25 protein-coding genes are annotated in these 23,416 nt (G+C 57.0%); 10 read left to right on the plus strand and 15 right to left on the minus strand.

Annotation, left to right across the window (positions count from 1 at the left end; translation table 11 throughout):
* Positions 1-145: 145 nt before the first annotated feature.
* Together BHE81_RS12700 and BHE81_RS12705 are read left to right on the plus strand one after the other, a co-directional pair.
* Positions 146-994 (plus strand): MurR/RpiR family transcriptional regulator, encoded by an 849-nt coding sequence (locus tag BHE81_RS12700; RefSeq protein ID WP_004144349.1) that lies wholly within the window; start codon positions 146-148, stop codon positions 992-994.
* A 56-nt stretch (positions 995-1,050) separates the two neighbouring features.
* A complete protein-coding gene (locus BHE81_RS12705; protein WP_004144350.1) occupies positions 1,051-1,311 on the plus strand; it encodes a YfhL family 4Fe-4S dicluster ferredoxin in 261 nt (86 codons plus the stop codon).
* A 12-nt stretch (positions 1,312-1,323) separates the two neighbouring features.
* Here BHE81_RS12705 and acpS read toward each other — a convergent pair whose 3' ends face one another.
* The 12 genes from acpS to rseD all read right to left on the minus strand — a co-directional run bounded on the left by acpS (position 1,324) and on the right by rseD (position 10,785).
* The gene (gene acpS / locus BHE81_RS12710; RefSeq protein WP_004144351.1) at positions 1,324-1,704 is read right to left on the minus strand and encodes a holo-ACP synthase; all 381 of its coding nucleotides are present in this window, start codon (positions 1,702-1,704) and stop codon (positions 1,324-1,326) included.
* Entirely contained in the window at positions 1,704-2,435 is a 732-nt protein-coding gene (gene pdxJ / locus BHE81_RS12715; protein WP_004144352.1) for a pyridoxine 5'-phosphate synthase, read from the minus strand. Before pdxJ ends, acpS begins: the two co-directional genes overlap by 1 nt.
* A gap of 11 nt (positions 2,436-2,446) precedes the next feature.
* Positions 2,447-3,184, minus strand: a complete 738-nt coding sequence (gene recO / locus BHE81_RS12720; protein ID WP_002914062.1) for a DNA repair protein RecO — start codon at positions 3,182-3,184, stop codon at positions 2,447-2,449.
* 11 nt (positions 3,185-3,195) lie between these two features.
* Entirely contained in the window at positions 3,196-4,101 is a 906-nt protein-coding gene (era, locus tag BHE81_RS12725; RefSeq protein WP_002914063.1) for a GTPase Era, read from the minus strand.
* Positions 4,098-4,778 (minus strand): ribonuclease III, encoded by a 681-nt coding sequence (gene rnc, locus BHE81_RS12730; RefSeq protein ID WP_002914065.1) that lies wholly within the window; start codon positions 4,776-4,778, stop codon positions 4,098-4,100. Before rnc ends, era begins: the two co-directional genes overlap by 4 nt.
* A 249-nt stretch (positions 4,779-5,027) precedes the next feature.
* The gene (lepB, locus tag BHE81_RS12735; protein ID WP_002914067.1) at positions 5,028-6,002 is read right to left on the minus strand and encodes a signal peptidase I; all 975 of its coding nucleotides are present in this window, start codon (positions 6,000-6,002) and stop codon (positions 5,028-5,030) included.
* 15 nt (positions 6,003-6,017) lie between these two features.
* Entirely contained in the window at positions 6,018-7,817 is a 1,800-nt protein-coding gene (lepA, locus tag BHE81_RS12740; protein ID WP_002914069.1) for a translation elongation factor 4, read from the minus strand.
* A 185-nt stretch (positions 7,818-8,002) separates the two neighbouring features.
* A complete protein-coding gene (rseC, locus tag BHE81_RS12745) occupies positions 8,003-8,482 on the minus strand; it encodes a SoxR-reducing system protein RseC (protein WP_004144354.1) in 480 nt (159 codons plus the stop codon).
* A complete protein-coding gene (rseB, locus tag BHE81_RS12750) occupies positions 8,479-9,435 on the minus strand; it encodes a sigma-E factor regulatory protein RseB (protein WP_002914070.1) in 957 nt (318 codons plus the stop codon). Before rseB ends, rseC begins: the two co-directional genes overlap by 4 nt.
* Complete coding sequence (gene rseA, locus BHE81_RS12755) at positions 9,435-10,085, minus strand: anti-sigma-E factor RseA (protein ID WP_002914072.1); 651 nt, start codon at positions 10,083-10,085, stop codon at positions 9,435-9,437. The genes rseB and rseA overlap by 1 nt, the downstream gene beginning before the upstream one ends.
* Before the next feature lie 32 nt (positions 10,086-10,117).
* A complete protein-coding gene (gene rpoE / locus BHE81_RS12760) occupies positions 10,118-10,693 on the minus strand; it encodes an RNA polymerase sigma factor RpoE (protein WP_002914074.1) in 576 nt (191 codons plus the stop codon).
* Complete coding sequence (gene rseD / locus BHE81_RS29135) at positions 10,690-10,785, minus strand: rpoE leader peptide RseD (protein WP_121980491.1); 96 nt, start codon at positions 10,783-10,785, stop codon at positions 10,690-10,692. The genes rpoE and rseD overlap by 4 nt, the downstream gene beginning before the upstream one ends.
* A 328-nt stretch (positions 10,786-11,113) precedes the next feature.
* Here rseD and nadB point away from each other — a divergent pair, with 328 nt between their 5' ends.
* The gene (gene nadB, locus BHE81_RS12770) at positions 11,114-12,733 is read left to right on the plus strand and encodes an L-aspartate oxidase (protein ID WP_004144357.1); all 1,620 of its coding nucleotides are present in this window, start codon (positions 11,114-11,116) and stop codon (positions 12,731-12,733) included.
* On the opposite strand, the gene trmN is transcribed toward nadB, so the two are convergent.
* Positions 12,718-13,455 carry a tRNA(1)(Val) (adenine(37)-N(6))-methyltransferase TrmN gene (gene trmN / locus BHE81_RS12775; protein ID WP_002914079.1) on the minus strand — a complete coding sequence of 246 codons (738 nt, stop codon included), beginning with the start codon at positions 13,453-13,455 and terminating at the stop codon, positions 12,718-12,720. The two genes, nadB and trmN, sit on opposite strands and share 16 nt — an antisense overlap.
* A 131-nt stretch (positions 13,456-13,586) precedes the next feature.
* Here trmN and srmB point away from each other — a divergent pair, with 131 nt between their 5' ends.
* Positions 13,587-14,918 carry an ATP-dependent RNA helicase SrmB gene (gene srmB / locus BHE81_RS12780; protein ID WP_002914082.1) on the plus strand — a complete coding sequence of 444 codons (1,332 nt, stop codon included), beginning with the start codon at positions 13,587-13,589 and terminating at the stop codon, positions 14,916-14,918.
* Between the two features lie 45 nt (positions 14,919-14,963).
* Here the strand turns inward: srmB and grcA are convergent, their stop codons facing one another.
* Positions 14,964-15,347, minus strand: coding sequence for an autonomous glycyl radical cofactor GrcA (grcA, locus tag BHE81_RS12785; protein ID WP_002914084.1), 384 nt, complete (start codon positions 15,345-15,347; stop codon positions 14,964-14,966).
* Between the two features lie 312 nt (positions 15,348-15,659).
* Between grcA and ung the strand changes: the two genes are divergently transcribed.
* Complete coding sequence (gene ung / locus BHE81_RS12790) at positions 15,660-16,349, plus strand: uracil-DNA glycosylase (RefSeq protein ID WP_002914088.1); 690 nt, start codon at positions 15,660-15,662, stop codon at positions 16,347-16,349.
* 57 nt (positions 16,350-16,406) lie between these two features.
* Here the strand turns inward: ung and BHE81_RS12795 are convergent, their stop codons facing one another.
* Positions 16,407-17,492, minus strand: a complete 1,086-nt coding sequence (locus BHE81_RS12795) for a tRNA/rRNA methyltransferase (RefSeq protein WP_002914089.1) — start codon at positions 17,490-17,492, stop codon at positions 16,407-16,409.
* A gap of 203 nt (positions 17,493-17,695) precedes the next feature.
* Here BHE81_RS12795 and trxC point away from each other — a divergent pair, with 203 nt between their 5' ends.
* From trxC to BHE81_RS12820, 5 genes are all read left to right on the plus strand, one after another.
* Positions 17,696-18,121 (plus strand): thioredoxin TrxC, encoded by a 426-nt coding sequence (trxC, locus tag BHE81_RS12800; protein ID WP_002914091.1) that lies wholly within the window; start codon positions 17,696-17,698, stop codon positions 18,119-18,121.
* A gap of 69 nt (positions 18,122-18,190) precedes the next feature.
* Positions 18,191-18,889, plus strand: a complete 699-nt coding sequence (gene tapT / locus BHE81_RS12805; RefSeq protein WP_002914092.1) for a tRNA-uridine aminocarboxypropyltransferase — start codon at positions 18,191-18,193, stop codon at positions 18,887-18,889.
* Positions 18,890-18,923: 34 nt separating this feature from the next.
* Positions 18,924-21,575 carry a bifunctional acetate--CoA ligase family protein/GNAT family N-acetyltransferase gene (locus BHE81_RS12810; RefSeq protein ID WP_004149373.1) on the plus strand — a complete coding sequence of 884 codons (2,652 nt, stop codon included), beginning with the start codon at positions 18,924-18,926 and terminating at the stop codon, positions 21,573-21,575.
* Between the two features lie 120 nt (positions 21,576-21,695).
* Positions 21,696-23,051 (plus strand): CDP-diacylglycerol--serine O-phosphatidyltransferase, encoded by a 1,356-nt coding sequence (gene pssA / locus BHE81_RS12815; RefSeq protein WP_002914094.1) that lies wholly within the window; start codon positions 21,696-21,698, stop codon positions 23,049-23,051.
* 41 nt (positions 23,052-23,092) lie between these two features.
* Positions 23,093-23,416, plus strand: coding sequence for a YfiM family lipoprotein (locus BHE81_RS12820; RefSeq protein ID WP_004888435.1), 324 nt, complete (start codon positions 23,093-23,095; stop codon positions 23,414-23,416).

The raw sequence follows: 23,416 nt of genomic DNA on the forward strand, positions 1-23,416 counted from the left end.
GAAAACATCCCCTGCCGTTAAGAAAGAATTAAAGTAGCAGGCGAAGGAAAAATTGTGGCTTAAGAATTTTTAATTCATGGTATACCCCTTATAATCGAATAAAAATTCTGTCAGTCACGAGCCGGACGGCTCCAGCGGAGCTCCAATGAACTGTTTAACGCGTATTCGTCAGCGCTATCCCACCCTGGCGGCGAGCGACAAAAAGTTGGCCGATTATATTCTGAGCCAGCCCGATGAGACCCGGCACCTCAGCTCGCAGCAGCTGGCAGCGGAAGCCGGTGTGAGTCAGTCCAGCGTGGTTAAGTTTGCCCAGAAGCTGGGATTCAAAGGCTTTCCGGCGCTGAAGCTGGCCCTTAGTGAAGCGCTGGCGAGTAGCCCGGATCCGCACTCCGTCCCGGTGCATAACCACATTCGCGGTGACGATCCGCTGCGTCTGGTCGGCGAGAAACTCATTAAAGACAATGTCGCCGCCATGCATGCCTCGCTGGACGTCAACACTGAAGAGACGCTACGGGAAGCCGTCACGCTGCTGCGCAACGCCCGGCGAGTGATCGTCACCGGGATTGGCGCCTCCGGCCTGGTGGCGCGTAACTTTAGCTGGAAGCTGATGAAGATCGGCATCAACGCTGTTTCTGAGCAGGATATGCATGCCCTGCTGGCGACGGTGCAGGCCATGTCCAGCGACGATCTTCTGCTGGCGATCTCTTACTCCGGCGAGCGCCGGGAGATCAATATGGCGGCCGGTGAAGCGCTGCGCGTCGGCTGTAAGATCCTGGCGATCACCGGGTTTAGCCCGAACGCCCTGCAACAGCAGGCGACCCACTGCCTGTATACTATCGCCGAAGAGCAGGCGACGCGCAGCGCCGCCATCTCCTCCACCAGCGCGCAAATGATGCTCACCGATCTGCTGTTTATGGGGCTGGTGCAGCAGGATCTGGAGCGGGCGCCGGAGCGCATTCGCCATAGCGAAGCGCTGGTGAAAAAGCTGGTCTGAGCAGAAAATGGGCGTATAATGCCCGCCCTGTTTGTGTTGTTTCTGAGACTTTCCTGATGGCGCTGTTAATTACCAAAAAATGCATCAACTGCGATATGTGCGAGCCGGAGTGCCCGAATGAGGCCATTTCGATGGGTGACAGCATTTATGAGATTAACAGCGACCGCTGCACCGAGTGCGTGGGTCATTACGACACGCCAACCTGCCAGAAAGTGTGCCCGATCCCGAATACGATCCTGAAAGATCCGGCACACGTCGAGAGTGAAGAACAGCTGTGGGATAAATTCGTGCTGATGCACCACGCGGATAAAATTTAACCGCCCTCCTGGCTAGCTTTCGACAATCACCGTGGCGCAGGCGTAGTGGCGTTCATCAGCGAGAGTAACGTGAATAGCGCTTACTCCCATGCGTTCAGCTAAAAGGTTTGCTTCACCCCATAGCCGCAGCTTCGGCTTGCCCAGCTCGTCGTTGTAAACCTCGAACTGGTTAAACGCCAGCCCGTTACGGATCCCAGTTCCCAGCGCTTTCGCCGCCGCTTCCTTGACCGCAAAGCGTTTCGCCAGGAAACGCACCGGCTGCTGGTGCTGCTCCCAGATGCTCCATTCATGGTCGCTCAGCACCCGGCGGGCAAGGCGATCGCCGCTGCGGGCGATCACCGCTTCGATGCGGGCGATCTCGACGATGTCGGTACCCAACCCGAGAATGGCCATTAGCCGCGCGCTTCCAGCATCAGACGCTTCATTTCCGCCACCGCCTCCTTCAGGCCGCTCATCACCGCACGGCCAATAATCGCGTGACCGATATTCAGCTCATGCATTTCCGGCAGCGCAGCAATCGCTTTCACGTTGTGGTAGGTCAGACCGTGGCCGGCATTCACCTTCAGGCCGAGGCTGGCGGCGTAGGTGGCCGCTTTGGCAATACGTTCCAGCTCCCTGGCCTGCTCGGCGTCGGTTTTGGCATCGGCATAGCAGCCGGTGTGGATTTCGATATAGGGCGCGCCAACGTCTGCCGCCGCTTTGATCTGCGCTTGATCCGCATCGATAAACAGGGAGACCAGGATGCCGGCATCCGCCAGGCGTTGACAGGCATCGCGCATCTTGTCGCGCTGGCCGGCGACGTCCAGCCCGCCTTCGGTGGTCACTTCCTGACGCTTCTCCGGCACCAGGCAGCAGAAGTGCGGTTTGGTTTCGCAGGCGATCGTCAGCATCTCTTCAGTGACCGCCATTTCAAGATTCATGCGGGTGTGCAGCGTCTGGCGCAGGATACGCACATCGCGATCGGTAATATGGCGACGGTCTTCGCGCAGATGCACGGTAATGCCGTCGGCGCCGGCCTGTTCGGCAATGAAAGCCGCCTGAACCGGATCCGGGTAAGCAGTGCCGCGGGCGTTACGCAAGGTCGCGATATGGTCAATATTGACCCCTAACAATAATTCAGCCATGACAATCCTCGTTAATCATTATTCGTATTATCGGCTCGCGCCTTTCGCGCGGGCATAAACTGGCGAAACAACTCCCGGCTCTTGAGCGGTTTGCCGCCGAGATAGGGCTTCAGGGCGATACGGGTAAAGCGCTTCGCGGCGCGCAGCGTATCAACATCAGGAAACTCGCGACTCGCCAATGCTTTCAAATGGTGCCCGGTAAACGTGTTGTTATCAATCACCAGGCTGGCAATAAAGCCTTTTTCTTCACGATAGCGGTAGGTCATGGTGTCGTCTACCGGCTCGCCGCTCCCGGCGCAGTGGAGAAAATCCACGCCATAGCCCAGGTGCCCGAGCAGCGCCAGCTCAAAACGCCGCAGCGCGGGCTCCGGCGAGCCGCTGGCCCCGGCGAGCGCCTGAATGCAGTGCAGGTAGTCGAAAAAGAGTTCGGAGAAGCGTGTTTCGTGCTCCAGCACGCGGGAGATAAGCTCGTTAACGTAGAGACCGCTGTAGAGGGTGATGCCGCTGAGCGGCAGCGCCAGCGAAACGGCTTCCGCGCTGCGCAGGGTTTTGACTTCGCCGCGACCGCCGAAGCGAACCAGCAAGGGGGTAAAGGGCTGTAAAGCGCCTTTGAGATTAGAGCGTTTGGAGCGTGCGCCCTTGGCAACCAGGCGCACACGACCGGATTCTTCCGTGAAGACGTCCAGCATCAGGCTGGTTTCGCTCCACGGACGGCTATGCAGGACAAAGGCGCGCTGCCATCCATCCACGTTGCGTTAACTCAGAGGTCGTCAACGTAACCGAGACTGCGCAGGGCGCGCTCGTCATCGGCCCAGCCGGATTTCACTTTCACCCACAGCTCGAGGTGCACCGGCGCTTCAAACATCTCCTGCATGTCCTTACGCGCTTCGATACCGATGGTTTTAATTTTGGCGCCTTTGTTGCCAATCACCATCTTTTTCTGCCCTTCGCGCTCGACGAGGATCAGGCCGTTGATATCGTAACCGCCGCGCTCGTTGCTGACGAAACGTTCGATTTCCACGGTGACGGAGTACGGCAGCTCAGCGCCGAGGAAACGCATCAGTTTTTCACGGATGATTTCGGAGGCCATAAAGCGTTGTGAGCGATCGGTAATATAATCTTCCGGGAAGTGATGGATCGCTTCCGGCAGATGCTTACGCACGATCGCCGCGATGGTATCAACGTTGGTGCCGGTTTCCGCTGAGATCGGTACGATATCGAGGAAATTCATCTGGCTGGCGAGGAACTGCAGGTGCGGTAACAGATCCGCTTTTTCCTGCACGTTATCCACCTTGTTGACCGCGAGGATCACCGGCGCTTTCGCGTCGCGCAGCTTGTTGAGCACCATCTCGTCGTCCTGCGTCCAGCGAGTGCCTTCCACCACGAAGATGACCAGTTCCACGTCGCCAATCGAACTGCTGGCCGCTTTGTTCATTAAGCGGTTAATGGCACGCTTCTCTTCCATATGCAGGCCCGGAGTATCAACGTAAATCGCCTGATACGGCCCTTCGGTATGGATACCGACGATGCGGTGACGGGTGGTCTGCGCTTTACGGGAGGTGATCGAGATCTTCTGCCCAAGCAGCTTATTCAACAGCGTGGATTTACCAACGTTTGGACGACCCACGATGGCGACAAACCCACAATAACTTTTTTCTTCGCTCATTCCAGCTCCAGCTTTTTCAGCGCCTGTTCGGCGGCAGCCTGCTCCGCCTTACGACGGCTGGAACCTGTGCCAACCACCGGTTCACTCAGGCCACTGACCTGGCAGTGGATAGTAAATTCCTGATCGTGCGCTTCGCCGCGAACCTGGACCACCAGGTAAGACGGCAGCGGCAGATGACGTCCCTGCAGATACTCCTGCAGACGCGTCTTCGGATCCTTTTGCTTATCGCCCGGACTGATTTCGTCCAGACGGGTCTGGTACCAGGAGAGGATTAAGCGTTCAACGTTCTGAATATCACTGTCGAGGAAAACCCCGCCAATTAACGCTTCAACGGTATCCGCGAGAATCGATTCGCGACGGAAACCGCCGCTTTTCAGCTCTCCCGGCCCGAGGCGCAGACACTCGCCCAGCTCAAACTCGCGGGCGATCTCCGCCAGCGTGTTGCCACGCACCAGCGTCGCGCGCATACGGCTCATATCGCCTTCATCGACACGAGGAAAGCGATGATACAGCGCATTCGCGATCACGAAACTTAAAATGGAGTCACCTAAAAATTCCAGGCGCTCATTATGTTTGCTGCTGGCACTGCGGTGAGTTAATGCCTGTTGCAACAGCTCCTGATGATGAAAAGTGTAGCCCAGCTTTCGTTGAAGCCGATTAATTACGATGGGGTTCATGCGTTACCAATAAATGAATGCGTCAAAGATGCAGCACACGAAACCGACCTGAGCATTCGCTTCAAACAGTAATTTGAAACAGACCAATACGCTTTCGTGTGCAGTGTCACCCGGCAGAGCGACAACCAAAAACTTCGGGGGGATATTCTATACGCAACGACACGGGATGTCGTTAGTTTGAATGGATTTAAATACTAAATAATTCACGCCGCTGCGATAACAGCAGCGACGTGAATTCAGCAGAGGAAATTAATGAATTCCACCAATGCGCGATAACCGCACGCCGGTCGGCCATTCACCTTCCTGCTTTTCAAAACTCATCCAGATAGCGGTTGCTTTTCCGACCAGGTTGGCTTCCGGCACAAAGCCCCAGTACCGGCTGTCGGCGCTGTTATCCCGGTTGTCGCCCATCATGAAGTACTGACCGGGCGGCACAATCCAGGTGGCCAGCGGCAGACCGGACTGATGGTAGTACATCCCAACCTGATCCTGGGCAATCGGCACCATCAGAATTCGGTGCGTCACGTCGCCCAATGTCTCCTGACGCTCGGTAAGACGAATGCCGTCGGCTTTGGTTTCGCCCTTCGGCAACTGCCAGAAACCGCTGCTCGCTTCGCCGCCGTTGCTGCGGGAGAAGGTCTGAACAAAATCGCTCGGCTCCACGTTGGAATAGGTCACCGGCAGCGCGTTGCCGCAGGCCTGTCCGGAACTGCAGCCCGGCTGAATAGTGACCTGTTTGGCAACCGGATCGTAGGTGACCTTATCACCCGGTAACCCCACCGCGCGCTTAATGTAGTCCAGACGCGGGTCTTCCGGATATTTAAACACCACGATGTCGCCGCGCTTCGGATGGCCGGTCTCGATCAGCGTTTTCTGGTAGATAGGATCTTTAATGCCGTAGGCAAATTTCTCCACCAGAATAAAATCGCCGATGAGCAGCGTTGGCATCATCGAACCTGAAGGGATCTGGAAAGGCTCATAAATAAATGAACGTACCACCAGAACGATCGCCAGCACCGGGAAAACCGATGCGCCGGTTTCCAGCCAGCCCGGTTTCGGGCCGACTTTCTTCAGCGTCTTCTTGTCCAGTTGCTCGCCGGTCGCTGCCTGAGCAGCGGCCTGACGTTCACGACGTTTCGGTGCAAAAATGAACTTGTCCAGGCACCATAAAACGCCCGTCACCAGGGTTGCAATCACCAGGATCAGGGCAAACATGTTCGCCATGCCAACTCCTTAGGGTTATTTGCCGTCTTTACCAACGTGCAGAATGGCGAGGAACGCTTCCTGCGGCAGCTCAACGTTACCGACCTGCTTCATACGCTTCTTACCTTCTTTCTGCTTCTGCAGCAGCTTTTTCTTACGGCTGACGTCGCCGCCGTAGCATTTCGCCAGGACGTTTTTACGCAGCTGTTTCACCGTAGAGCGCGCGATAATGTGGTTACCGATGGCCGCCTGAATCGCGATATCGAACTGCTGACGCGGAATCAGATCTTTCATTTTTTCCACCAGCTCGCGGCCGCGATACGGCGCGTTATCGTTGTGGGTGATCAGCGCCAGCGCATCGACGCGCTCACCGTTGATCAGCACATCGACGCGTACCATGTTCGACGCCTGGAAGCGTTTGAAGTTGTAGTCCAGCGACGCATAGCCGCGGGAGGTGGACTTCAGGCGGTCAAAGAAGTCGAGAACCACTTCCGCCATCGGAATTTCATAGGTCAGCGCCACCTGTTTACCGTGGTAAACCATGTTGGTCTGCACCCCACGCTTCTCGACACACAAGGTAATCACGTTGCCGAGGAACTCCTGCGGCAGCAGCATGTGACACTCGGCGATCGGCTCGCGCAGCTCCTGAATATTATTCAGCGGCGGCAGCTTGGACGGGCTGTCGACGTAGATAACTTCTTTGGAGGTGGTCTCTACTTCGTAGACTACCGTCGGCGCGGTGGTGATCAGGTCGAGATCGTATTCACGCTCCAGACGCTCCTGAATGATCTCCATGTGCAGCAGGCCGAGGAAGCCGCAGCGGAAGCCGAAGCCCAGCGCGGTAGAGCTTTCCGGCTCGTAGAACAGAGAGGCATCGTTAAGGCTCAGTTTGCCCAGCGCGTCGCGGAAGGCTTCATAATCATCGGAGCTCACCGGGAACAGGCCGGCATACACCTGCGGTTTCACCTTCTTAAAGCCAGGCAGCGCTTTGTCTGCCGGGTTGCGGGCGGCGGTCAGGGTATCGCCCACCGGCGCGCCGAGGATGTCTTTGATCGCGCAGACCAGCCAGCCTACCTCGCCGCATTTCAGCTCGGTACGGTCAACCTGTTTCGGGGTGAAGATGCCCAGACGATCAGCGTTATACACCTGGCCGGTGCTCATGACCTTGATCTTGTCGCCCTTGCGCATGGTGCCGTTTTTAATCCGCACCAGCGACACCACGCCGAGGTAGTTATCGAACCAGGAGTCGATAATCAGCGCCTGCAGCGGCGCGTCCGGATCGCCTTCCGGCGGTGGGATATCGCGCACCAGACGCTCCAGCACGTCGGTCACGCCGACGCCGGTTTTCGCTGAGCAGCGCACCGCGTCGTGGGCGTCGATCCCGACGATATCTTCAATCTCGTCCGCTACGCGCTCAGGGTCGGCCGCAGGCAGGTCGATCTTGTTGAGTACCGGAACCACTTCGAGATCCATCTCCATGGCGGTGTAGCAGTTGGCCAGGGTCTGGGCTTCTACCCCCTGCCCGGCGTCTACCACCAGCAGCGCGCCTTCGCACGCGGCAAGAGAACGGGAAACTTCATAAGAGAAGTCCACGTGGCCCGGGGTGTCGATAAAGTTCAGCTGGTAGGTCTCACCGTCGCTGGCCTTATAGTCCAGGGTGACGCTCTGCGCCTTGATGGTGATCCCGCGTTCGCGCTCAAGATCCATGGAGTCCAGAACCTGGGCTTCCATTTCACGATCAGAAAGGCCACCGCAAATCTGGATGATACGGTCAGACAGCGTCGACTTACCGTGGTCGATGTGAGCGATGATCGAAAAGTTACGTATATTCTTCATATTTAGAGTTAATTATGCCTTACGAGTATCATGAGGCCGCTGTACTGTGCCTGACGTTTTTTAATCCGAAAACGCCGCATTCTACACTACATCCGCGAAACCAGGAAATGCTGTTAGATCCAGCATACCCGCAGAAATTGTGGCGTTGTAACAGGAAAGGTAAATAAAGATAAGGGCCAGTGAAATCACTGGCCCATGTCGGAGGAAGGCGTATCAACACGCAGCAGATCCGGCGGCAGTGCGACGTTCAAAATCACCGGCTGCCAGGACTGACGTGCCGCCAGTCGCGGCGACAGACCGCGCGCCACCAGGAAGCCGCCGACGCCGCCCAGCAGCGCGCCGCAAAGTGACGCAATATCACTGGCAAACAGCACCTGAAAAATAGACGCCATTACAAACAGCCCCGCCAGCGGCGCCATATACACCAGCATCGCTGAGCCCAGCAGGCTGCTTTCAGCGATCCCCAGCTCCACTTTTTGCCCCGCGGCCAACGGCTGCTCGCAGGGCACGCTAATGGTATGGCTGGTCTGCGGCCCCAGCTTGTTTAGCACCCGGCTACCACAGCCGGCACGGGAGGCGCAGCTGCTGCAGGAGGCTTTAACGTCGCAGTGCACCTGCGCCACGCCGTTATGCCAGGAAACCACGGTAGCCCACTCTTTAATCATTGTACTGCCTTGAATTTAATACTGTCAGAGATACGCTTCGCCGTCTGCGGCGGCAGCTCGCCCACTACGGTTATCTCCGCGTTATCGCGCACCGTCGTGCTGACGGTGCGTCGGCCGGTGCGCAACAGCTGGTCGCTGCTGGCCGCCGTGGCGCGGTTGATATTGATCGAGAAGCTGAACAAGCCGTCGGAATAGAGACGTGATTCTACCGGACCGTCAAAGGTGGGAAGACGGCGCTGACTGCTGGAAACCTCAGTCACGCCCTGCGGGAGCCACGTCGGCGCCCAGTTGAAGTTGGCTTTGTCGCCTCCTTCAGGCACCGACAGCTGCGGCGGCAAATTCGCTTTTGCCAGCGTCTCCATGCTGGCGCTGACGTTATCGCCAACGTTGAAGGAGACAACCCGGAACTGCTCCAGCGTTTCCCCGTCGCGGTCGAGCAAATCGACGCGCAGCGGCAGCTTAGTTTCAGCATCCAGCCAGGCGATAAAGCTGTAGCGCGTGCCGTCGCGAGCCACGACGCGGATCACGTCGCAGAGGCGGTCAGCGATACGGGTACGGCCCACGGAAATAAAATCATACGCCGCGGAGAGGCGTTTGAAATCGCTATATACCAGCGATGGCAGCGAATCGACGATATAGTCGCCGTTCAGGGTGAACGGATCGAGACCGGGTTCAAAATAGCTGATTTCCGTGCCGCGCAGGACCACTTCCCGGCGCGGACCGTCCAGCTGCAGCAACTGCGCCAGCGGTTGGTTGTTCAGTCGCGCGTGACGATAGCGCAGCGACTCAACGCCTTGTTTGCTGATGCTAACAAAAGACAGCTCATAATTGAGAGACTGGCTGGCCAGGTTCATCTGCTGCAACAACGCCCCGGACGATGTATCAGCCGAGGCGTTGACAGAGAACAACAGGCTGCCTGCCATGAGCGACATGGCACACCAAAGTTGCTTCATTACTGCGATTGTGTTCCTAAAGTTTGATAGCCCGGTACCTGGACTGCGGCCTGCTGAGTCTGGGCCTGGCCAAACTGAAGCTGCTCAGCGTGCAGGCGGCGCTGCAGTTCGTAGTCCTGCAGCATGGCGTTAATTCGGCGGCGCTGTTCCTGGACCTGCGCCTGCTGGCCGCTTCCCGCTGACGCGTCAGCCGGCACGCCAAGACTTACCGGGCTTGCTTTACCCATCATGGGCAGCGTATTGAACACCGGCGCTTCGGGCTGCTGAGCGGAATCAGACTGACCATTATAGTGCTGGACGCCGACGATAACCGCAAGCGATACGCAGGCGGCAACGCCCATTTGAGTCAGGGAACTGGCCCACGGACGCACCTTGTTCCAGAACGGCATCTGCCGCCACTGATGCGGTGCGGGCTGAGATTCAGGAATAAGCGGCGCCGTCTGACGAACGGGCTCATTTTCAATGGCGGCCATCACCCGGGCGGAGATATCAAATTGCAGCACCTCAGCGGTATCGCCACGCAGCGTATCGCGGATAAGGTGATAACTCTCCCAGGTTTTTTGCATCTCAGAAGAACGACTCAGCTCGTTGAGCAGTTCGTTATCCAGCGTTTCACCATCCATTAAAGCCGAAAGTTTTTCTTTCTGCATGCCCGATACCCTTTTCCAGTATTCCGCTATCGTCAACGCCTGATAAGCGGTTGAACTTTATTATCAATAGCTTCTCGCGCCCGGAAGATACGCGAACGCACCGTCCCAACCGGACAATCCATGATAGCGGCTATCTCTTCATAGCTCAGGCCATCCAGCTCCCGTAACGTAATTGCCATGCGTAAATCTTCCGGGAGCGATTCAATGGTACGAAAAACTATTTGTCTCAGTTCTTCTGACAACATTAAGTTCTCAGGGTTCGAAATTTCTTTCAACGCCCCGCCGCTTTCGAAGTTTTCCGCCTCGTTGGCGTCAACATCGCTGGACGGCGGACGGCGCCCCTGAGCAACCAGATAATTCTTCGCCGTGTTGACGGCGATACGGTATAACCAGGTGTAAAAAGCGCTATCTCCCCGGAAAGAGTCCAGCGCACGCCATGCCTTAACGAACGATTCCTGAACAACGTCAGCGATATCGCCCGGCGGTACATAGCGGGAAACCAGGCTCGCGACCTTATGCTGATAGCGCACTACCAGCAAATTAAACGCTTTCTGATCTCCTTTCTGGACCCGTTCAACAAGGACCTGATCCGTTAACTGCTCGCTCATCCGAGGTAATGTCTCCCCAAACCCAATTCCCATGCGTCTTCAAAACACCACCCAAAATCTGCATTATGAGCAAGCTGACTGTTGGAGTGCATGAAAACAATAAAGTTCCGTTACGCTTTTTGTTTTTTGTCTGGCAACGGCGGCAGATCGTTATCAATCATTATATGCCCAGGTTGCTAAACGATAGGTAAGTCAATAAGAAAAAGCGCAGGCCCGTCTGAAGGGTATCGTAACACGCCGTTTATTTCACTATAAAATCCAATGCCATCAACCTGCCCCGCGTCTCATTTTCAGCGCGCAAGACGCCGTTTCCGTTCGCCTTTTGTTTAGCCGTCACAACAGCAGACAAAAAAATTGTACGATTCCTCACGGACCGGTGCTATTGTGAGCTAAATGTGTTTAGTAAATTAAACAAAGACAATGAATACCACTCCTGACTTCTCTTGTGATGTGTTGATTATCGGCAGCGGCGCTGCCGGTCTTTCCCTTGCCCTGCGCCTGGCTGAGCACAGTTCGGTGACCGTGCTGAGTAAAGGGCCGATCAGCGAAGGTTCGACGTTCTACGCCCAGGGTGGGATTGCCGCCGTCTTCGATGAGACGGACAGTATTGAATCCCATGTCGAAGATACCCTCATCGCCGGCGCGGGACTCTGCGATCGTCATGCGGTCACTTTCGTCGCCAGCAATGCCCGATCATGCGTCCAGTGGCTTATCGATCAGGGAGTGCTGTTTGACACCCAGGTCCAGGCCAATGGCGAAGAGAGCTATCATCTCACGCGCGAAGGGGGGCACAGCCATCGGCGCATTCTTCACGCCGCCGACGCCACCGGCAAAGCGGTAGAGACGACGCTGGTCGATAAAGCGCTTGCCCATCCTAATATCCGCATCCTTGAGCGCAGCAATGCCGTCGATTTGATCGTATCGGATAAGATTGGCCTGCCGGGCACCCGCCGGGTGGTCGGGGCATGGATCTGGAATCGTAATAAAGAGCGGGTGGAAACCTGCAGCGCGAAAGCCGTAGTACTCGCTACCGGCGGGGCCGCGAAGGTTTATCAATATACCACTAACCCCGACGTTTCTTCCGGAGACGGGATTGCAATGGCCTGGCGGGCGGGATGTCGGGTGGCGAATCTGGAGTTTAACCAGTTCCACCCCACCGCGCTATATCACCCCCAGGCGCGTAATTTCCTGCTTACTGAAGCGCTGCGCGGCGAAGGCGCCCACCTTAAACGCCCGGATGGCACCCGCTTTATGCCGGACTTTGACGAGCGCGGCGAGCTGGCCCCGCGCGATATCGTCGCCCGCGCCATCGACCATGAAATGAAGCGCCTGGGCGTGGACTGCATGTTCCTTGATATCAGCCATAAACCCGAGGCGTTTGTTCGCCAGCATTTCCCGATGATTTATGAAAAGCTGCTCGGCCTGGGAATTGATTTAACCAAAGATCCGGTGCCGGTCGTCCCCGCCGCGCATTACACCTGCGGCGGCGTGATGGTGGATGATAATGGCCGCACCGACGTCGATGGTTTATACGCCATCGGCGAAGTTAGCTACACCGGGCTGCACGGCGCGAATCGTATGGCGTCGAACTCGTTGCTGGAGTGCCTGGTCTATGGCTGGTCCGCCGCGGAGGATATTACCCGGCGCCTGCCGCTCGCCCAGAAGGTCGCCACGCTGCCAGCATGGGATGAAAGTCAGGTGGAGATCCCGGATGAACTGGTGGTTATCCAGCACAACTGGCACGAACTGCGCCTGCTGATGTGGGATTACGTGGGGATTGTGCGCACCACCCGCAGGCTGGAGCGCGCCCTGCGGCGCATTACCATGCTCCAACAGGAGCTGGATGAGTATTACGCCCGCTTCCGCGTCTCGAATAATTTGCTGGAACTGCGCAATCTGGTGCAGGTGGCGGAGCTTATCGTACGCTGCGCGATGTTGCGTAAGGAGAGCCGCGGTCTGCATTATACCCTCGACTATCCGCAGCCGCTGCCTGACAGCGGCCCGTCGATACTCTCGCCCCTGGCTCACATAAAGAGATAAAAGTCCTCGGTCAGAGCGGTAAAGCCTTCCGAATATTGCTGCTCTGGCCCGCGGATCGCCAGCCTGTCGCTGAAACACTCCCCTGCCGTCGGGGAGAAAGCCAGCAGCACCCGATGCGGCGGTCGCAGCTCGGTCTCCGCCACGTCAGTACGCAGTCGCAGATGCCAGCCCATCGCCCTTGCCCGTTCGATGAACGCATTACCAATATCCACCGGCAACACCACGCAAAAAAAACCTTCTTCGGTAATATGCTCTGCGGCACAGGTCAGCAGGGAGGCGTGATCGAGCGTCGTGGTGTACCGCGCCTGCTCTCGCTGCGAGGTCGCGCATGGCACGCCTTCGGCAAAAAAGGGCGGATTACTGATTATCAGTTCATAGCGTCGAGTTTGCGACGGCTGCCACTGATGAATATCGGCCTGCCAGACCTCAATCCGCGAAGCCCACGGCGACGCGAGGGCGTTTTCCCGCGCCTGAGCGGCGGCCTCTTCGTCCAGTTCTACCGCCTCGACATGCACATCATCTCCGGTACGCTGCGCGAGCATCAGCGCCAGCAGGCCGCTGCCCGCGCCAATATCCAGCACATGCTTCACTCCGGCAATCGGCGCCCAGGCGCCCAGCAAAATGCCGTCGGTACCCACCTTCATGGCGCAGCGATCGTGAGCGACAAAGAACCGTTTGAAGGTAAAACCATTGCGCGGCAGCGCAAACTTCGACTGAGACATCCTCAATAACCTTGCCGACAAAAACTCCTGAACCTCAGGCTATGCACAATACCGGAGAACAGATAGCCTTACAAACAGATGAACATTACGTCAGTAACGTCTATAATCGGCGGCCCACTCAGAGGTAGAACATGACTGTAACGACTTTTTCCGAACTTGAACTCGACGAAAACCTGCTGGAAGCCCTCCAGGATAAAGGTTTCACTCGCCCGACAGCCATTCAGGCCGCCGCTATTCCGCCTGCGCTCGATGGCCGTGACATTCTCGGTTCAGCGCCGACCGGCACCGGTAAAACGGCGGCGTATCTGCTGCCAGCGTTGCAGCACCTGCTCGATTTCCCGCGTAAGAAATCCGGCCCGCCGCGCATTCTTATCCTGACGCCGACCCGTGAGCTGGCGATGCAGGTGGCCGACCACGCCCGCGAGCTGGCGAAGCATACCCATCTGGACATTGCTACCATTACCGGCGGCGTGGCGTACATGAACCACGCGGAAGTGTTCAGCGAAAACCAGGACATCGTAGTCGCCACCACCGGTCGCCTGCTGCAATATATTAAAGAAGAGAATTTCGACTGCCGCGCCGTCGAGACCCTAATCCTCGATGAAGCCGACCGCATGCTGGATATGGGTTTTGCCCAGGATATCGAAACCATCGCCGGTGAAACTCGCTGGCGCAAGCAGACTATGCTGTTCTCCGCGACGCTGGAAGGCGATGCGATCAAAGACTTTGCTGAGCGTCTGCTGGAGGAGCCGGTTGAAGTTTCCGCCAATCCGTCAACCCGCGAGCGTAAGAAAATCCATCAGTGGTACTACCGCGCCGACGATATCGAACATAAAACCAAACTGCTGGTGAATCTGCTGCAACAGCCGGAAGCCACCCGTGCTATCGTGTTTGTGCGTAAGCGTGAGCGCGTGCATGAGCTGGCTAACTGGCTGCGTGAGGCCGGGATTAACACCTGCTGGCTGGAAGGCGAGATGGTGCAGGCCAAGCGAAACGAAGCTATCAAGCGCCTGACCGACGGCCGCGTCAACGTGCTGATCGCCACCGACGTCGCTGCCCGCGGTATCGATATTCCGGACGTCAGCCACGTCTTTAACTTCGATATGCCGCGTACCGCGGATACCTACCTGCACCGTATCGGTCGTACCGGCCGCGCCGGTAAAAAAGGGACCGCCATTTCTCTGGTCGAGGCTCATGACCACCTGCTGCTGGGTAAGATTGGTCGCTATATTGAAGAGCCGTTGAAAGCCAGAGTTATCGATGAACTGCGCCCGACGACCCGTGCGCCGAGCGAGAAGCTGACGGGTAAGCCATCGAAGAAAGTGCTGGCGAAGCGTGCGCAGAAGAAAAAAGATGAAAAAGAGAAACCGCGGGTGAAGAAGCGCCACCGCGATACGAAAAATATCGGTAAGCGCCGGAAGCCAAGCGCGGCCGGGACGCCATCAGCGTCCAGCGATGAGTAAAAAAAACGCCGGGATATCCCGGCGTTTTCACATCTGGCGTTAGCCTTACAGGCTTTCGGTAAAGGTACGGGCGATAACGTCGCGCTGCTGTTCCGGCGTCAGAGAGTTGAAGCGTACCGCGTAGCCGGAAACACGAATGGTCAGCTGCGGATATTTTTCCGGATGCTCAACCGCGTCCAGCAGGGTTTCGCGACGCAGCACGTTAACGTTCAGGTGCTGACCGCCTTCGACGCGCACTTCCGGTTTCACGTCCACCGGGATTTCACGGTATTCGATTTCACCCAGTTTGCTTACCGCAACCACATCATCTTCCGCAAAACCACCTTTGGCGCACAGGCAGCGCGCTTCGCCTTTTTCGCTATCCAGCAGCCAGAAAGAGTTGAGCAGGTCGTCGTTTGCCGCTTTAGTAATTTGGATACCAGTAATCATTTGATGCCTCCCAGGCAGTGTTTATTCGATTTTGGCCTCTTCGCGGCCAATTGGTAAAACCATTGTTGTATGAGTGTATATATATCAGCCGCACCCTCGGCACTCCTTGATATAAATCAATAAAAACCACTCACCCAACGTGGGTATAGGAGGTTTTTATTGTTTTACATCAAGTTACGCCATTGTGAGCTATAAATAATTTTGTAAATTTTCAATTTTTTTTGCATAAAAGCCGGCATCAAGCCGTGCCGATTTTGTTCTATAGAAAGAAGCCGTTAAGCTATAGCGATGACCCTTTTGCAGGAGAGCAAGATGACCACCCCTTTAACCTGGCATGACGTGCTGGCGGATGAAAAGCAACAACCCTATTTTCTCAATACTCTGAAGACCGTCGCCGAAGAGCGCCAGTCCGGGATCACCATCTATCCACCGCAAAAAGACGTCTTCAATGCGTTTCGCTTTACTGAACTGGGCGATGTCAAAGTCGTCATTCTCGGCCAGGACCCCTATCACGGCCCGGGTCAGGCCCATGGTCTGGCGTTCTCAGTTCGTCCGGGCGTCGCGATCCCGCCTTCGTTGCTGAATATGTATAAAGAGCTGGAGGCCACGATCCCCGGCTTTACCCGCCCCACCCACGGTTATCTCGAAAGCTGGGCACGACAGGGCGTGCTGCTGCTGAATACGGTCCTGACCGTCCGCGCCGGACAGGCGCACTCGCACGCCAGTCTGGGCTGGGAGACCTTTACCGATAAGGTTATCGCTTTAATCAATGAGCATTGCGAGGGAGTAGTTTTTCTGCTGTGGGGCTCTCATGCGCAGAAGAAAGGCGCGATTATCGATCGTCAGCGCCACTGCGTGCTGAAGGCGCCGCATCCATCACCGCTCTCTGCGCATCGCGGCTTCTTTGGCTGCAATCATTTCGTACAGACCAACCAGTGGCTGGTTGACCGCGGCGAAACGCCGATCGACTGGATGCCGGTCCTTCCCGCTGAAAGCGAGTGATTGACAGCCATAAAAAAAGCCAGCATCAGCTGGCTTTTTTGCATTCAGGCAGGCGAATCACGCCTTGTTCTGACGCCACCATTCCGCCAGCAGGACACCGGTCGCCACAGAGACGTTCAGGCTTTCAACGTTGCCGGTACCGTCGATGGCAACGCTGAGATCGGCGCTGGAAATCGCCGCATCGGACAGACCATCACGTTCCTGGCCTAACGCCAGCACCATTTTCTTCGGCAGCTCGGCTTTAAACAGCGGGGTACCATTATGGCTGGACGTTGAGACAATCGCGTAGCCCGCTTTGCGGAACTGATCGAGGGTATCGATAAAGCTGTCGCCGGTGATCGGTTCAACATGCTCCGCACCGCCCTCCGCCGTACGGATCGCCGCCCCGGACTCCAGCACGCCGGCATCCTGAACCACCACGCCCTTCACGCCAAAGTGCGCGCAGCTGCGCATGATCGCCCCGAGATTATGTGGGTTACCCACATCTTCCAGCGCCAGAACGCAATCTTCTTCCCCGGCCTTCGCGACCCATTGAGCAACAGAAGTGCCGTGGCGTTTTTTGATCAGGAAACAGACGCCGCCGTGGTGCTCGGTGCCGGAGGCTTTCGCCAGCTCGGCTTCGTCCACCACGTGATAGGCCTTACGGTTGGCCGCCATCCAGCGCAGCGCCTCTTTAAAGCGCGGCGTCACGCTCTGAATAAACCAGGCGCGAACGATAGCTTCCGGACGGCTCTGGAACAGCGCCTGGCAGGCGTTTTCGCCATATACGCGGGTCTCTTCCGCACGCTGACGACGCAGCACTTCCGGATCGATAAAGCTCTTCCCGCTGATCCCGCCGTGATCTTCTTTTACCGGCGTCTCATCGCCAGGAGCGCGGGAAACGGTACGCCACGGAGACGCATCGTCGCGATGAAAATCATCGCGTTTGCGATCGTCACGCTTACGGTCGTCACGTTTGCGATCGTCGCCGCGGCTGTTTCGTTCGTCACGCGCAGGGCGGCTGCGGCCGTCAACACGAGATTTTCCTGGACGACCTCCCCCTTTCCCGGTACGTGGGTTATGGGTGCGTTTGTCAGAATCATCATCACTGCGGACATACATCACTTTGACCTTGCCGCTTTTATTTTTCAGTTCGTCGCTCATCAATTTTCTCCACCTGCGCTGCGCGAAGCGCGCAGATTACCCGATGTGCCATCGCTTCGCCATGATTTCGTTTAAAAGCCGGCCTCTATTGCACTCATCGAACAAAACGCATTGTCCTCAAATAACACTTCATCGATAATATGTAACATCACAGAAACATATCGGCCACGTGCCACGTTGCAACCCATAACCAGAGGTTAGTTATGAATACCGTTTGTGCCAGTTGTCAGGCTCTGAACCGCCTCCCGGACGATCGTAGCGCGGATGGCGCAAAGTGCGGACGCTGCGGTCACGATCTTTTTGATGGCGACGTCATCAACGCGACCGGGGCAACGCTGGATAAACTCTTGAAAGACGATCTGCCGGTCGTTGTCGATTTCTGGGCGCCATGGTGCGGACCCTGCCGTAGCTTCGCGCCGATCTTTGAAGACGTCGCGGAAGAGCGTAGCGGGAAGATGCGTTTTGTGAAAGTCAACACCGAAGCGGAACGTGAGCTTAGCGCCCGGTTTCGTATCCGCAGCATCCCGACCATTATGATGTTCAAAAATGGCGAAGTGATCGACATGCTCAATGGCGCAGTGCCAAAAGCGCCATTCGATAGCTGGCTTAACGAAGCCGGCCAACAATAACCCTTCCGGGGCACCGCTTGTGCCCCGTTTTCACCTCTGCGACAATAGCGTTTTTCACTATCGACTCCCATGACTGATAACGCTGTCCTTCGCCTGCGCGCCGAACGTCTCGCGCGAGCTACCCGCCCTTTCCTTGCGCGCGGCAATCGCATCCGCCGCTGCCAGCGCTGTCTGCTGCCGCTCAAGCAGTGCCTGTGCGCCACGTTAACCTCGGCGCAGGCCGCCAGCCGCTTCTGCCTGGTGATGTTTGATACGGAACCGATGAAGCCCAGCAACACTGGCCGGCTCATCGCCGATATTCTGCCAGATACCGAAGCGTTTCAGTGGTCGCGTACCGAACCGCCGCAGGCGCTGCTCGATCTGGTCGCCCATCCTGATTATCAGCCCATGGTCGTATTTCCGGCCTCCTATGCCGGGCCGGATCGCCAGGTCCTGAGCGCGCCGCCGTCCGGTAAACCGCCGCTGTTTATCATGCTCGACGGCACCTGGACCGAAGCGCGCAAAATGTTCCGTAAGAGTCCTTATCTCGACGCGCTGCCGATTATCTCCGTCGATCTGTCGCGCATCTCTGCCTACCATCTACGCGAGGCGCACGCCGACGGACAATATTGTACCGCGGAAGTGGCCATCGCCCTGCTGGATCTGGCGGGCGATGCCCCGGCCGCCGCTGCGCTTGGCGAGCACTTCACCCGCTTCCGGACCCGCTATCTGGCGGGAAAAACCCAGCATAAGGGCAGTATCACAGCGGGCCAGGTGGAAAACGTTTAAAATCATTCGGTCACTGGGATGAAAGGAGACCGGTATGAGCCAACGAGGCCTGGAAGCGCTGCTGCGACCAAAGTCCATCGCCGTTATTGGCGCATCAATGAAGCCGCAGCGCGCTGGCTATCTCATGATGCGCAACCTGTTAGCCGGCGGCTTCAATGGCCCGGTGATGCCGGTCACCCCCGCCTGGAAGGCGGTTCTTGGGGTACTGGCATGGCCTACCATCGAGAGCCTGCCGTTTACCCCGGATCTGGCGGTGCTCTGTACTAACGCCAGGCGTAATCTCGAATTGCTCGAAGCCTTAGGGCAAAAAGGCTGCAAGACCTGCATCATCCTCTCTTCGCAGCCGGAACAGTACCCGGCGCTGCTCGAATGCGCCGCGCGCTATCAGATGCGTCTGCTCGGCCCCAACAGTCTCGGACTGCTGGCCCCATGGCAAGGGCTGAACGCCAGCTTTTCACCGGTGCCGATCCATCGCGGTAAACTGGCCTTTATCTCGCAGTCGGCCGCCGTCTCCAATACTATCCTTGACTGGGCGCAACAGCGCGAGATGGGTTTTTCCTACTTCATCGCCCTGGGTGATAGCCTGGATATTGATGTCGATGACCTGCTGGACTTTCTGGCCCGCGACAGCAAGACCAGCGCCATTTTGCTGTACCTCGAGCATCTCAGCGACGCGCGCCGCTTTGTCTCCGCCGCGCGCAGCGCTTCGCGAAACAAACCTATCCTGGTGATTAAAAGCGGCCGTAGTCCGGCGGCGCAGAAGCTATTGCACGCCAATTCCGGGATGGACCCGGCATGGGATGCGGCCATTCAGCGCGCTGGTCTGCTGCGGGTGCAGGATACCCATGAGCTGTTCTCTGCGGTGGAAACCCTCAGCCACATGCGCCCGCTGCGCGGTGAAAAACTGATGATCGTCAGCAACGGTGCGGCGCCGGCGGCGCTGGCGCTGGATGAGCTTTGGTTGCGAAACGGTAAGCTGGCGACTCTCAGCGAGGAGACGCGCGACGCCCTGCGCCAGGCGTTGCCGGTTGGCGTGGAGATCGCCAACCCGCTGGATCTACGCGATGACGCCAGTAGCGAACACTATCAGCGGGCGGTGAATGTTTTGCTCAACAGTCAGGACTATGACGCGCTGCTGGTGATCCACTCTCCCAGCGCCGCCGCGCCGGGCACCGAGAGTGCCCTGGCCCTGATTGACGCTCTGAAGCATCATCCGCGCGGTAAATATGTCACCGTACTGACCAACTGGTGCGGCGAATTTTCCTCGCAGGAAGCGCGACGTTTATTCAGCGATGCCGGCCTCCCTACCTACCGTACGCCGGAGGGCACGATCACCGCTTTTATGCATATGGTGGAATACCGTCGCAACCAGAAACAACTGCGCGAGACGCCGGTGCTACCAGACTCCTTAACCGCCAATACCAGCGAGGCGCATGCTCTGCTGCAGCAAGCGATAGAAGACGGCGCCACCACGCTGGATACTCACGAGGTCAGCCCGGTGCTTCGGGCCTATGGCATCCACACGCTGCCAACCTGGATTGCCGCTGACAGCGCGGAAGCGGTGCATATCGCTGAGCAGATAGGCTATCCGGTTGCGCTGAAGCTGCGTTCTCCGGATATCCCGCACAAATCAGAAGTACAGGGGGTCATGCTCTATTTGCGTACCGCCGCCGAGGTGCAGCAGGCTGCAGATGCGATGATCGATCGCGTCAAACTGGCCTGGCCCCAGGCGCGCATTCATGGATTGCTGGTGCAAAGCATGGCCAATCGCGCTGGCGCCCAGGAGCTAAGAGTAGTGGTTGAGCACGATCCCGTCTTCGGCCCGTTGATTATGCTGGGCGAGGGCGGCGTGGAGTGGCGGGCCGAGGACCAGGCCGCCGTGGCGCTGCCGCCGCTGAATATGAACCTGGCGCGTTATCTGGTGATCCAGGCGATCAAAAATAAGAAGATCCGCGGCCGCAGCGCCTTGCGCCCGCTGGATATCGCTGGCTTAAGCCAGCTGCTGGTTCAGGTCTCGAACCTGATCGTCGACTGCCCGGAGATCCAGCGCCTGGATATTCATCCCCTGCTCGCCTCCGGCAACGAGTTTACGGCGCTGGACGTTACCCTGGGGCTTGCTCCCTTCAGCGGCGACAGTGAAAGCCGTCTCGCTATTCGTCCCTATCCGCACCAACTGGAGGAGTGGGTGGTGATGAAAAATGGCGATCGCTGTCTGTTCCGGCCGATCCTCCCGGAAGATGAGCCACAGTTGCTCGCATTTATCGCCCAGGTCACCAAAGAAGATCTCTATTATCGCTATTTTAGTGAGATCAACGAATTTACCCATGACGACTTAGCCAATATGACCCAGATCGACTACGATCGAGAAATGGCGTTCGTTGCCGTCAGGACCAGCGCAGAGAAGAGCGAGATCCTCGGCGTGACGCGGGCGATCTCCGATCCCGATAATATTGACGCCGAGTTTGCCGTTCTGGTCCGTTCAGATTTAAAAGGGTTAGGCCTGGGGCGAAGGTTGCTGGAAAAGCTGATCGCCTATACGCAAAGCCATGGCCTGCAGCGCCTTAATGGTATTACGATGCCAAATAACCGAGGCATGATAGGCCTCGCCAGAAAGCTGGGATTCACCGTCGATATTCAGCTGGAAGATGGGATTGTCAGCCTGTCGCTGCCCCTGAATCAGGGATAATCGCGCGACGCTGACCGCAATTGTTGACCACATTAGCGGGTAGTAATGGTATTATTGCCCGCTTACGTCGTCTGCATGGTACAGAAGACCCTTCAATAAACAGAGAAGAAACGCACTGTGATGTTGTCAAAATTTAAGCGTAATAAACATCAACAACACCTTGCCCAACTCCCTAAGCTTTCTCAGTCAGTTGATGATGTAGAGTTCTTTTACGCCCCTGCGGAATTCAGGGAAGCGTTACTGACCCGGATTGCCCACGCCACTCAGCGTATATGCATTATTGCGCTCTATCTGGAGCAAGATGATGGCGGAAAAGGAATTTTGCAGGCCCTTTATGACGCCAAACGCCAGCGTCCGGAACTGGATGTCCGCGTTCTGGTGGACTGGCACCGCGCTCAGCGTGGCCGTATCGGCGCCGCCGCCTCTAATACCAATGCCGACTGGTATTGTCGGATGGCCAATGAAAATCCAGGGGTAGATATCCCCGTTTACGGCGTGCCGATTAACACCCGGGAGGCGCTCGGCGTTCTCCATTTCAAAGGCTTTATTATTGATGACTGCGTCCTCTACAGCGGCGCCAGCCTGAATGATGTTTATCTGCATCAGCATGATAAGTATCGCTATGATCGCTATCAGTGCATCCGTAACGGCAAAATGGCGGACATCATGTTCGACTGGGTCGACAACAATCTGGTTCAGGGGCGCGGCGTTAACCGTCTCGACAGACCGGATCGGCCAAGAAGCCCGGAAATCAAAAACGACATTCGCCAGTACCGTCAGGAGCTCCGCGACCGCAGCTACCATTTTGTCGGCACCGCTGGTGACGAAGAACTCTCCGTCACCCCGCTGGTAGGCCTGGGTAAATCGAGCCTGCTGAATAAAACCATCTTTCACCTGATGCCCTGTGCCGAACACAAGCTGACGATCTGCACCCCCTACTTCAACCTCCCTGCCGTACTGGTAAGAAATATCATCCAGCTGCTGCGCGACGGAAAACAGGTGGAGATTATTGTCGGCGATAAAACGGCTAACGATTTCTACATTCCTGAAGATCAGCCGTTTAAAATCATCGGCGCCCTTCCCTATCTGTATGAGATCAACCTGCGGCGTTTCCTCAGCCGGCTGCAGTATTATGTCAATACCGATCAGCTGATCGTCCGCCTGTGGAAGGATGACGATAACAGCTACCACCTGAAAGGCATGTGGGTTGACGATGAGTGGATGCTGCTCACTGGCAACAACCTGAACCCGCGCGCCTGGCGGCTCGATCTGGAAAACGCCATTCTGATCCACGATCCAAAGCGGCAGCTGGGGGCCATGCGGGAGAAAGAGCTGAAGCTCATCCGCACCCACACCACGGTAGTGAAACATTATCGGGATCTGCAAAGTATCGCCGACTATCCGGTGAAAGTGCGAAAACTGATCCGCCGCCTGCGGCGGATCCGCATTGACCGGCTGATCAGCCGTATTCTCTGACTATCAGCCCCGCCTCGACGGGGCTTTTTTCTGGAAGTGCTATGCGTACGATATTAGTGATTGCTTCGCTGCTGTTAACCGGCTGCAGCCACATGGCAAATGATGCATGGTCCGGTCAGGACAAAGCCCAGCATTTTCTGGCCTCAGCGATGCTCTCTGCCGCTGGCAATGAATATGCGCAACATCAGGGTTACAGCCGGGACCGCAGCGCCGCTATCGGCCTGATGTTTTCCGTCAGCCTTGGCGCCTCAAAAGAGCTTTGGGACAGCCGCCCGGCTGGGAGCGGCTGGAGCTGGAAGGATTTTGCCTGGGATGTCGCCGGCGCGACCACCGGCTACGCTGTATGGCAGTTGGCTCATCAGTAA

This window comes from Klebsiella sp. AqSCr, from assembly GCF_008452795.1.
GTDB classification, from domain to species: Bacteria; Pseudomonadota; Gammaproteobacteria; order Enterobacterales; family Enterobacteriaceae; genus Klebsiella; species Klebsiella pneumoniae.

What these genes read in the sequence shown, in the direction of transcription:
- rnc (WP_002914065.1), bottom strand. Translation starts at nt 4,778, where the DNA reads ATGAACCCCATCGTAATTAATCGGCTTCAACGAAAGCTGGGCTACACT.
- era (WP_002914063.1), bottom strand. Translation starts at nt 4,101, where the DNA reads ATGAGCGAAGAAAAAAGTTATTGTGGGTTTGTCGCCATCGTGGGTCGT.
- lepA (WP_002914069.1), bottom strand. Translation starts at nt 7,817, where the DNA reads ATGAAGAATATACGTAACTTTTCGATCATCGCTCACATCGACCACGGT.
- nadB (WP_004144357.1), top strand. Translation starts at nt 11,114, where the DNA reads ATGAATACCACTCCTGACTTCTCTTGTGATGTGTTGATTATCGGCAGC.
- BHE81_RS12795 (WP_002914089.1), bottom strand. Translation starts at nt 17,492, where the DNA reads ATGAGCGACGAACTGAAAAATAAAAGCGGCAAGGTCAAAGTGATGTAT.
- BHE81_RS12700 (WP_004144349.1), top strand. Translation starts at nt 146, where the DNA reads ATGAACTGTTTAACGCGTATTCGTCAGCGCTATCCCACCCTGGCGGCG.
- trxC (WP_002914091.1), top strand. Translation starts at nt 17,696, where the DNA reads ATGAATACCGTTTGTGCCAGTTGTCAGGCTCTGAACCGCCTCCCGGAC.
- rseA (WP_002914072.1), bottom strand. Translation starts at nt 10,085, where the DNA reads ATGCAGAAAGAAAAACTTTCGGCTTTAATGGATGGTGAAACGCTGGAT.
- rseB (WP_002914070.1), bottom strand. Translation starts at nt 9,435, where the DNA reads ATGAAGCAACTTTGGTGTGCCATGTCGCTCATGGCAGGCAGCCTGTTG.
- pdxJ (WP_004144352.1), bottom strand. Translation starts at nt 2,435, where the DNA reads ATGGCTGAATTATTGTTAGGGGTCAATATTGACCATATCGCGACCTTG.
- trmN (WP_002914079.1), bottom strand. Translation starts at nt 13,455, where the DNA reads ATGTCTCAGTCGAAGTTTGCGCTGCCGCGCAATGGTTTTACCTTCAAA.
- BHE81_RS12705 (WP_004144350.1), top strand. Translation starts at nt 1,051, where the DNA reads ATGGCGCTGTTAATTACCAAAAAATGCATCAACTGCGATATGTGCGAG.
- grcA (WP_002914084.1), bottom strand. Translation starts at nt 15,347, where the DNA reads ATGATTACTGGTATCCAAATTACTAAAGCGGCAAACGACGACCTGCTC.
- srmB (WP_002914082.1), top strand. Translation starts at nt 13,587, where the DNA reads ATGACTGTAACGACTTTTTCCGAACTTGAACTCGACGAAAACCTGCTG.
- BHE81_RS12810 (WP_004149373.1), top strand. Translation starts at nt 18,924, where the DNA reads ATGAGCCAACGAGGCCTGGAAGCGCTGCTGCGACCAAAGTCCATCGCC.
- BHE81_RS12820 (WP_004888435.1), top strand. Translation starts at nt 23,093, where the DNA reads ATGCGTACGATATTAGTGATTGCTTCGCTGCTGTTAACCGGCTGCAGC.
- ung (WP_002914088.1), top strand. Translation starts at nt 15,660, where the DNA reads ATGACCACCCCTTTAACCTGGCATGACGTGCTGGCGGATGAAAAGCAA.
- pssA (WP_002914094.1), top strand. Translation starts at nt 21,696, where the DNA reads ATGTTGTCAAAATTTAAGCGTAATAAACATCAACAACACCTTGCCCAA.
- rpoE (WP_002914074.1), bottom strand. Translation starts at nt 10,693, where the DNA reads ATGAGCGAGCAGTTAACGGATCAGGTCCTTGTTGAACGGGTCCAGAAA.
- tapT (WP_002914092.1), top strand. Translation starts at nt 18,191, where the DNA reads ATGACTGATAACGCTGTCCTTCGCCTGCGCGCCGAACGTCTCGCGCGA.
- rseC (WP_004144354.1), bottom strand. Translation starts at nt 8,482, where the DNA reads ATGATTAAAGAGTGGGCTACCGTGGTTTCCTGGCATAACGGCGTGGCG.
- lepB (WP_002914067.1), bottom strand. Translation starts at nt 6,002, where the DNA reads ATGGCGAACATGTTTGCCCTGATCCTGGTGATTGCAACCCTGGTGACG.
- rseD (WP_121980491.1), bottom strand. Translation starts at nt 10,785, where the DNA reads ATGCACTCCAACAGTCAGCTTGCTCATAATGCAGATTTTGGGTGGTGT.
- acpS (WP_004144351.1), bottom strand. Translation starts at nt 1,704, where the DNA reads ATGGCCATTCTCGGGTTGGGTACCGACATCGTCGAGATCGCCCGCATC.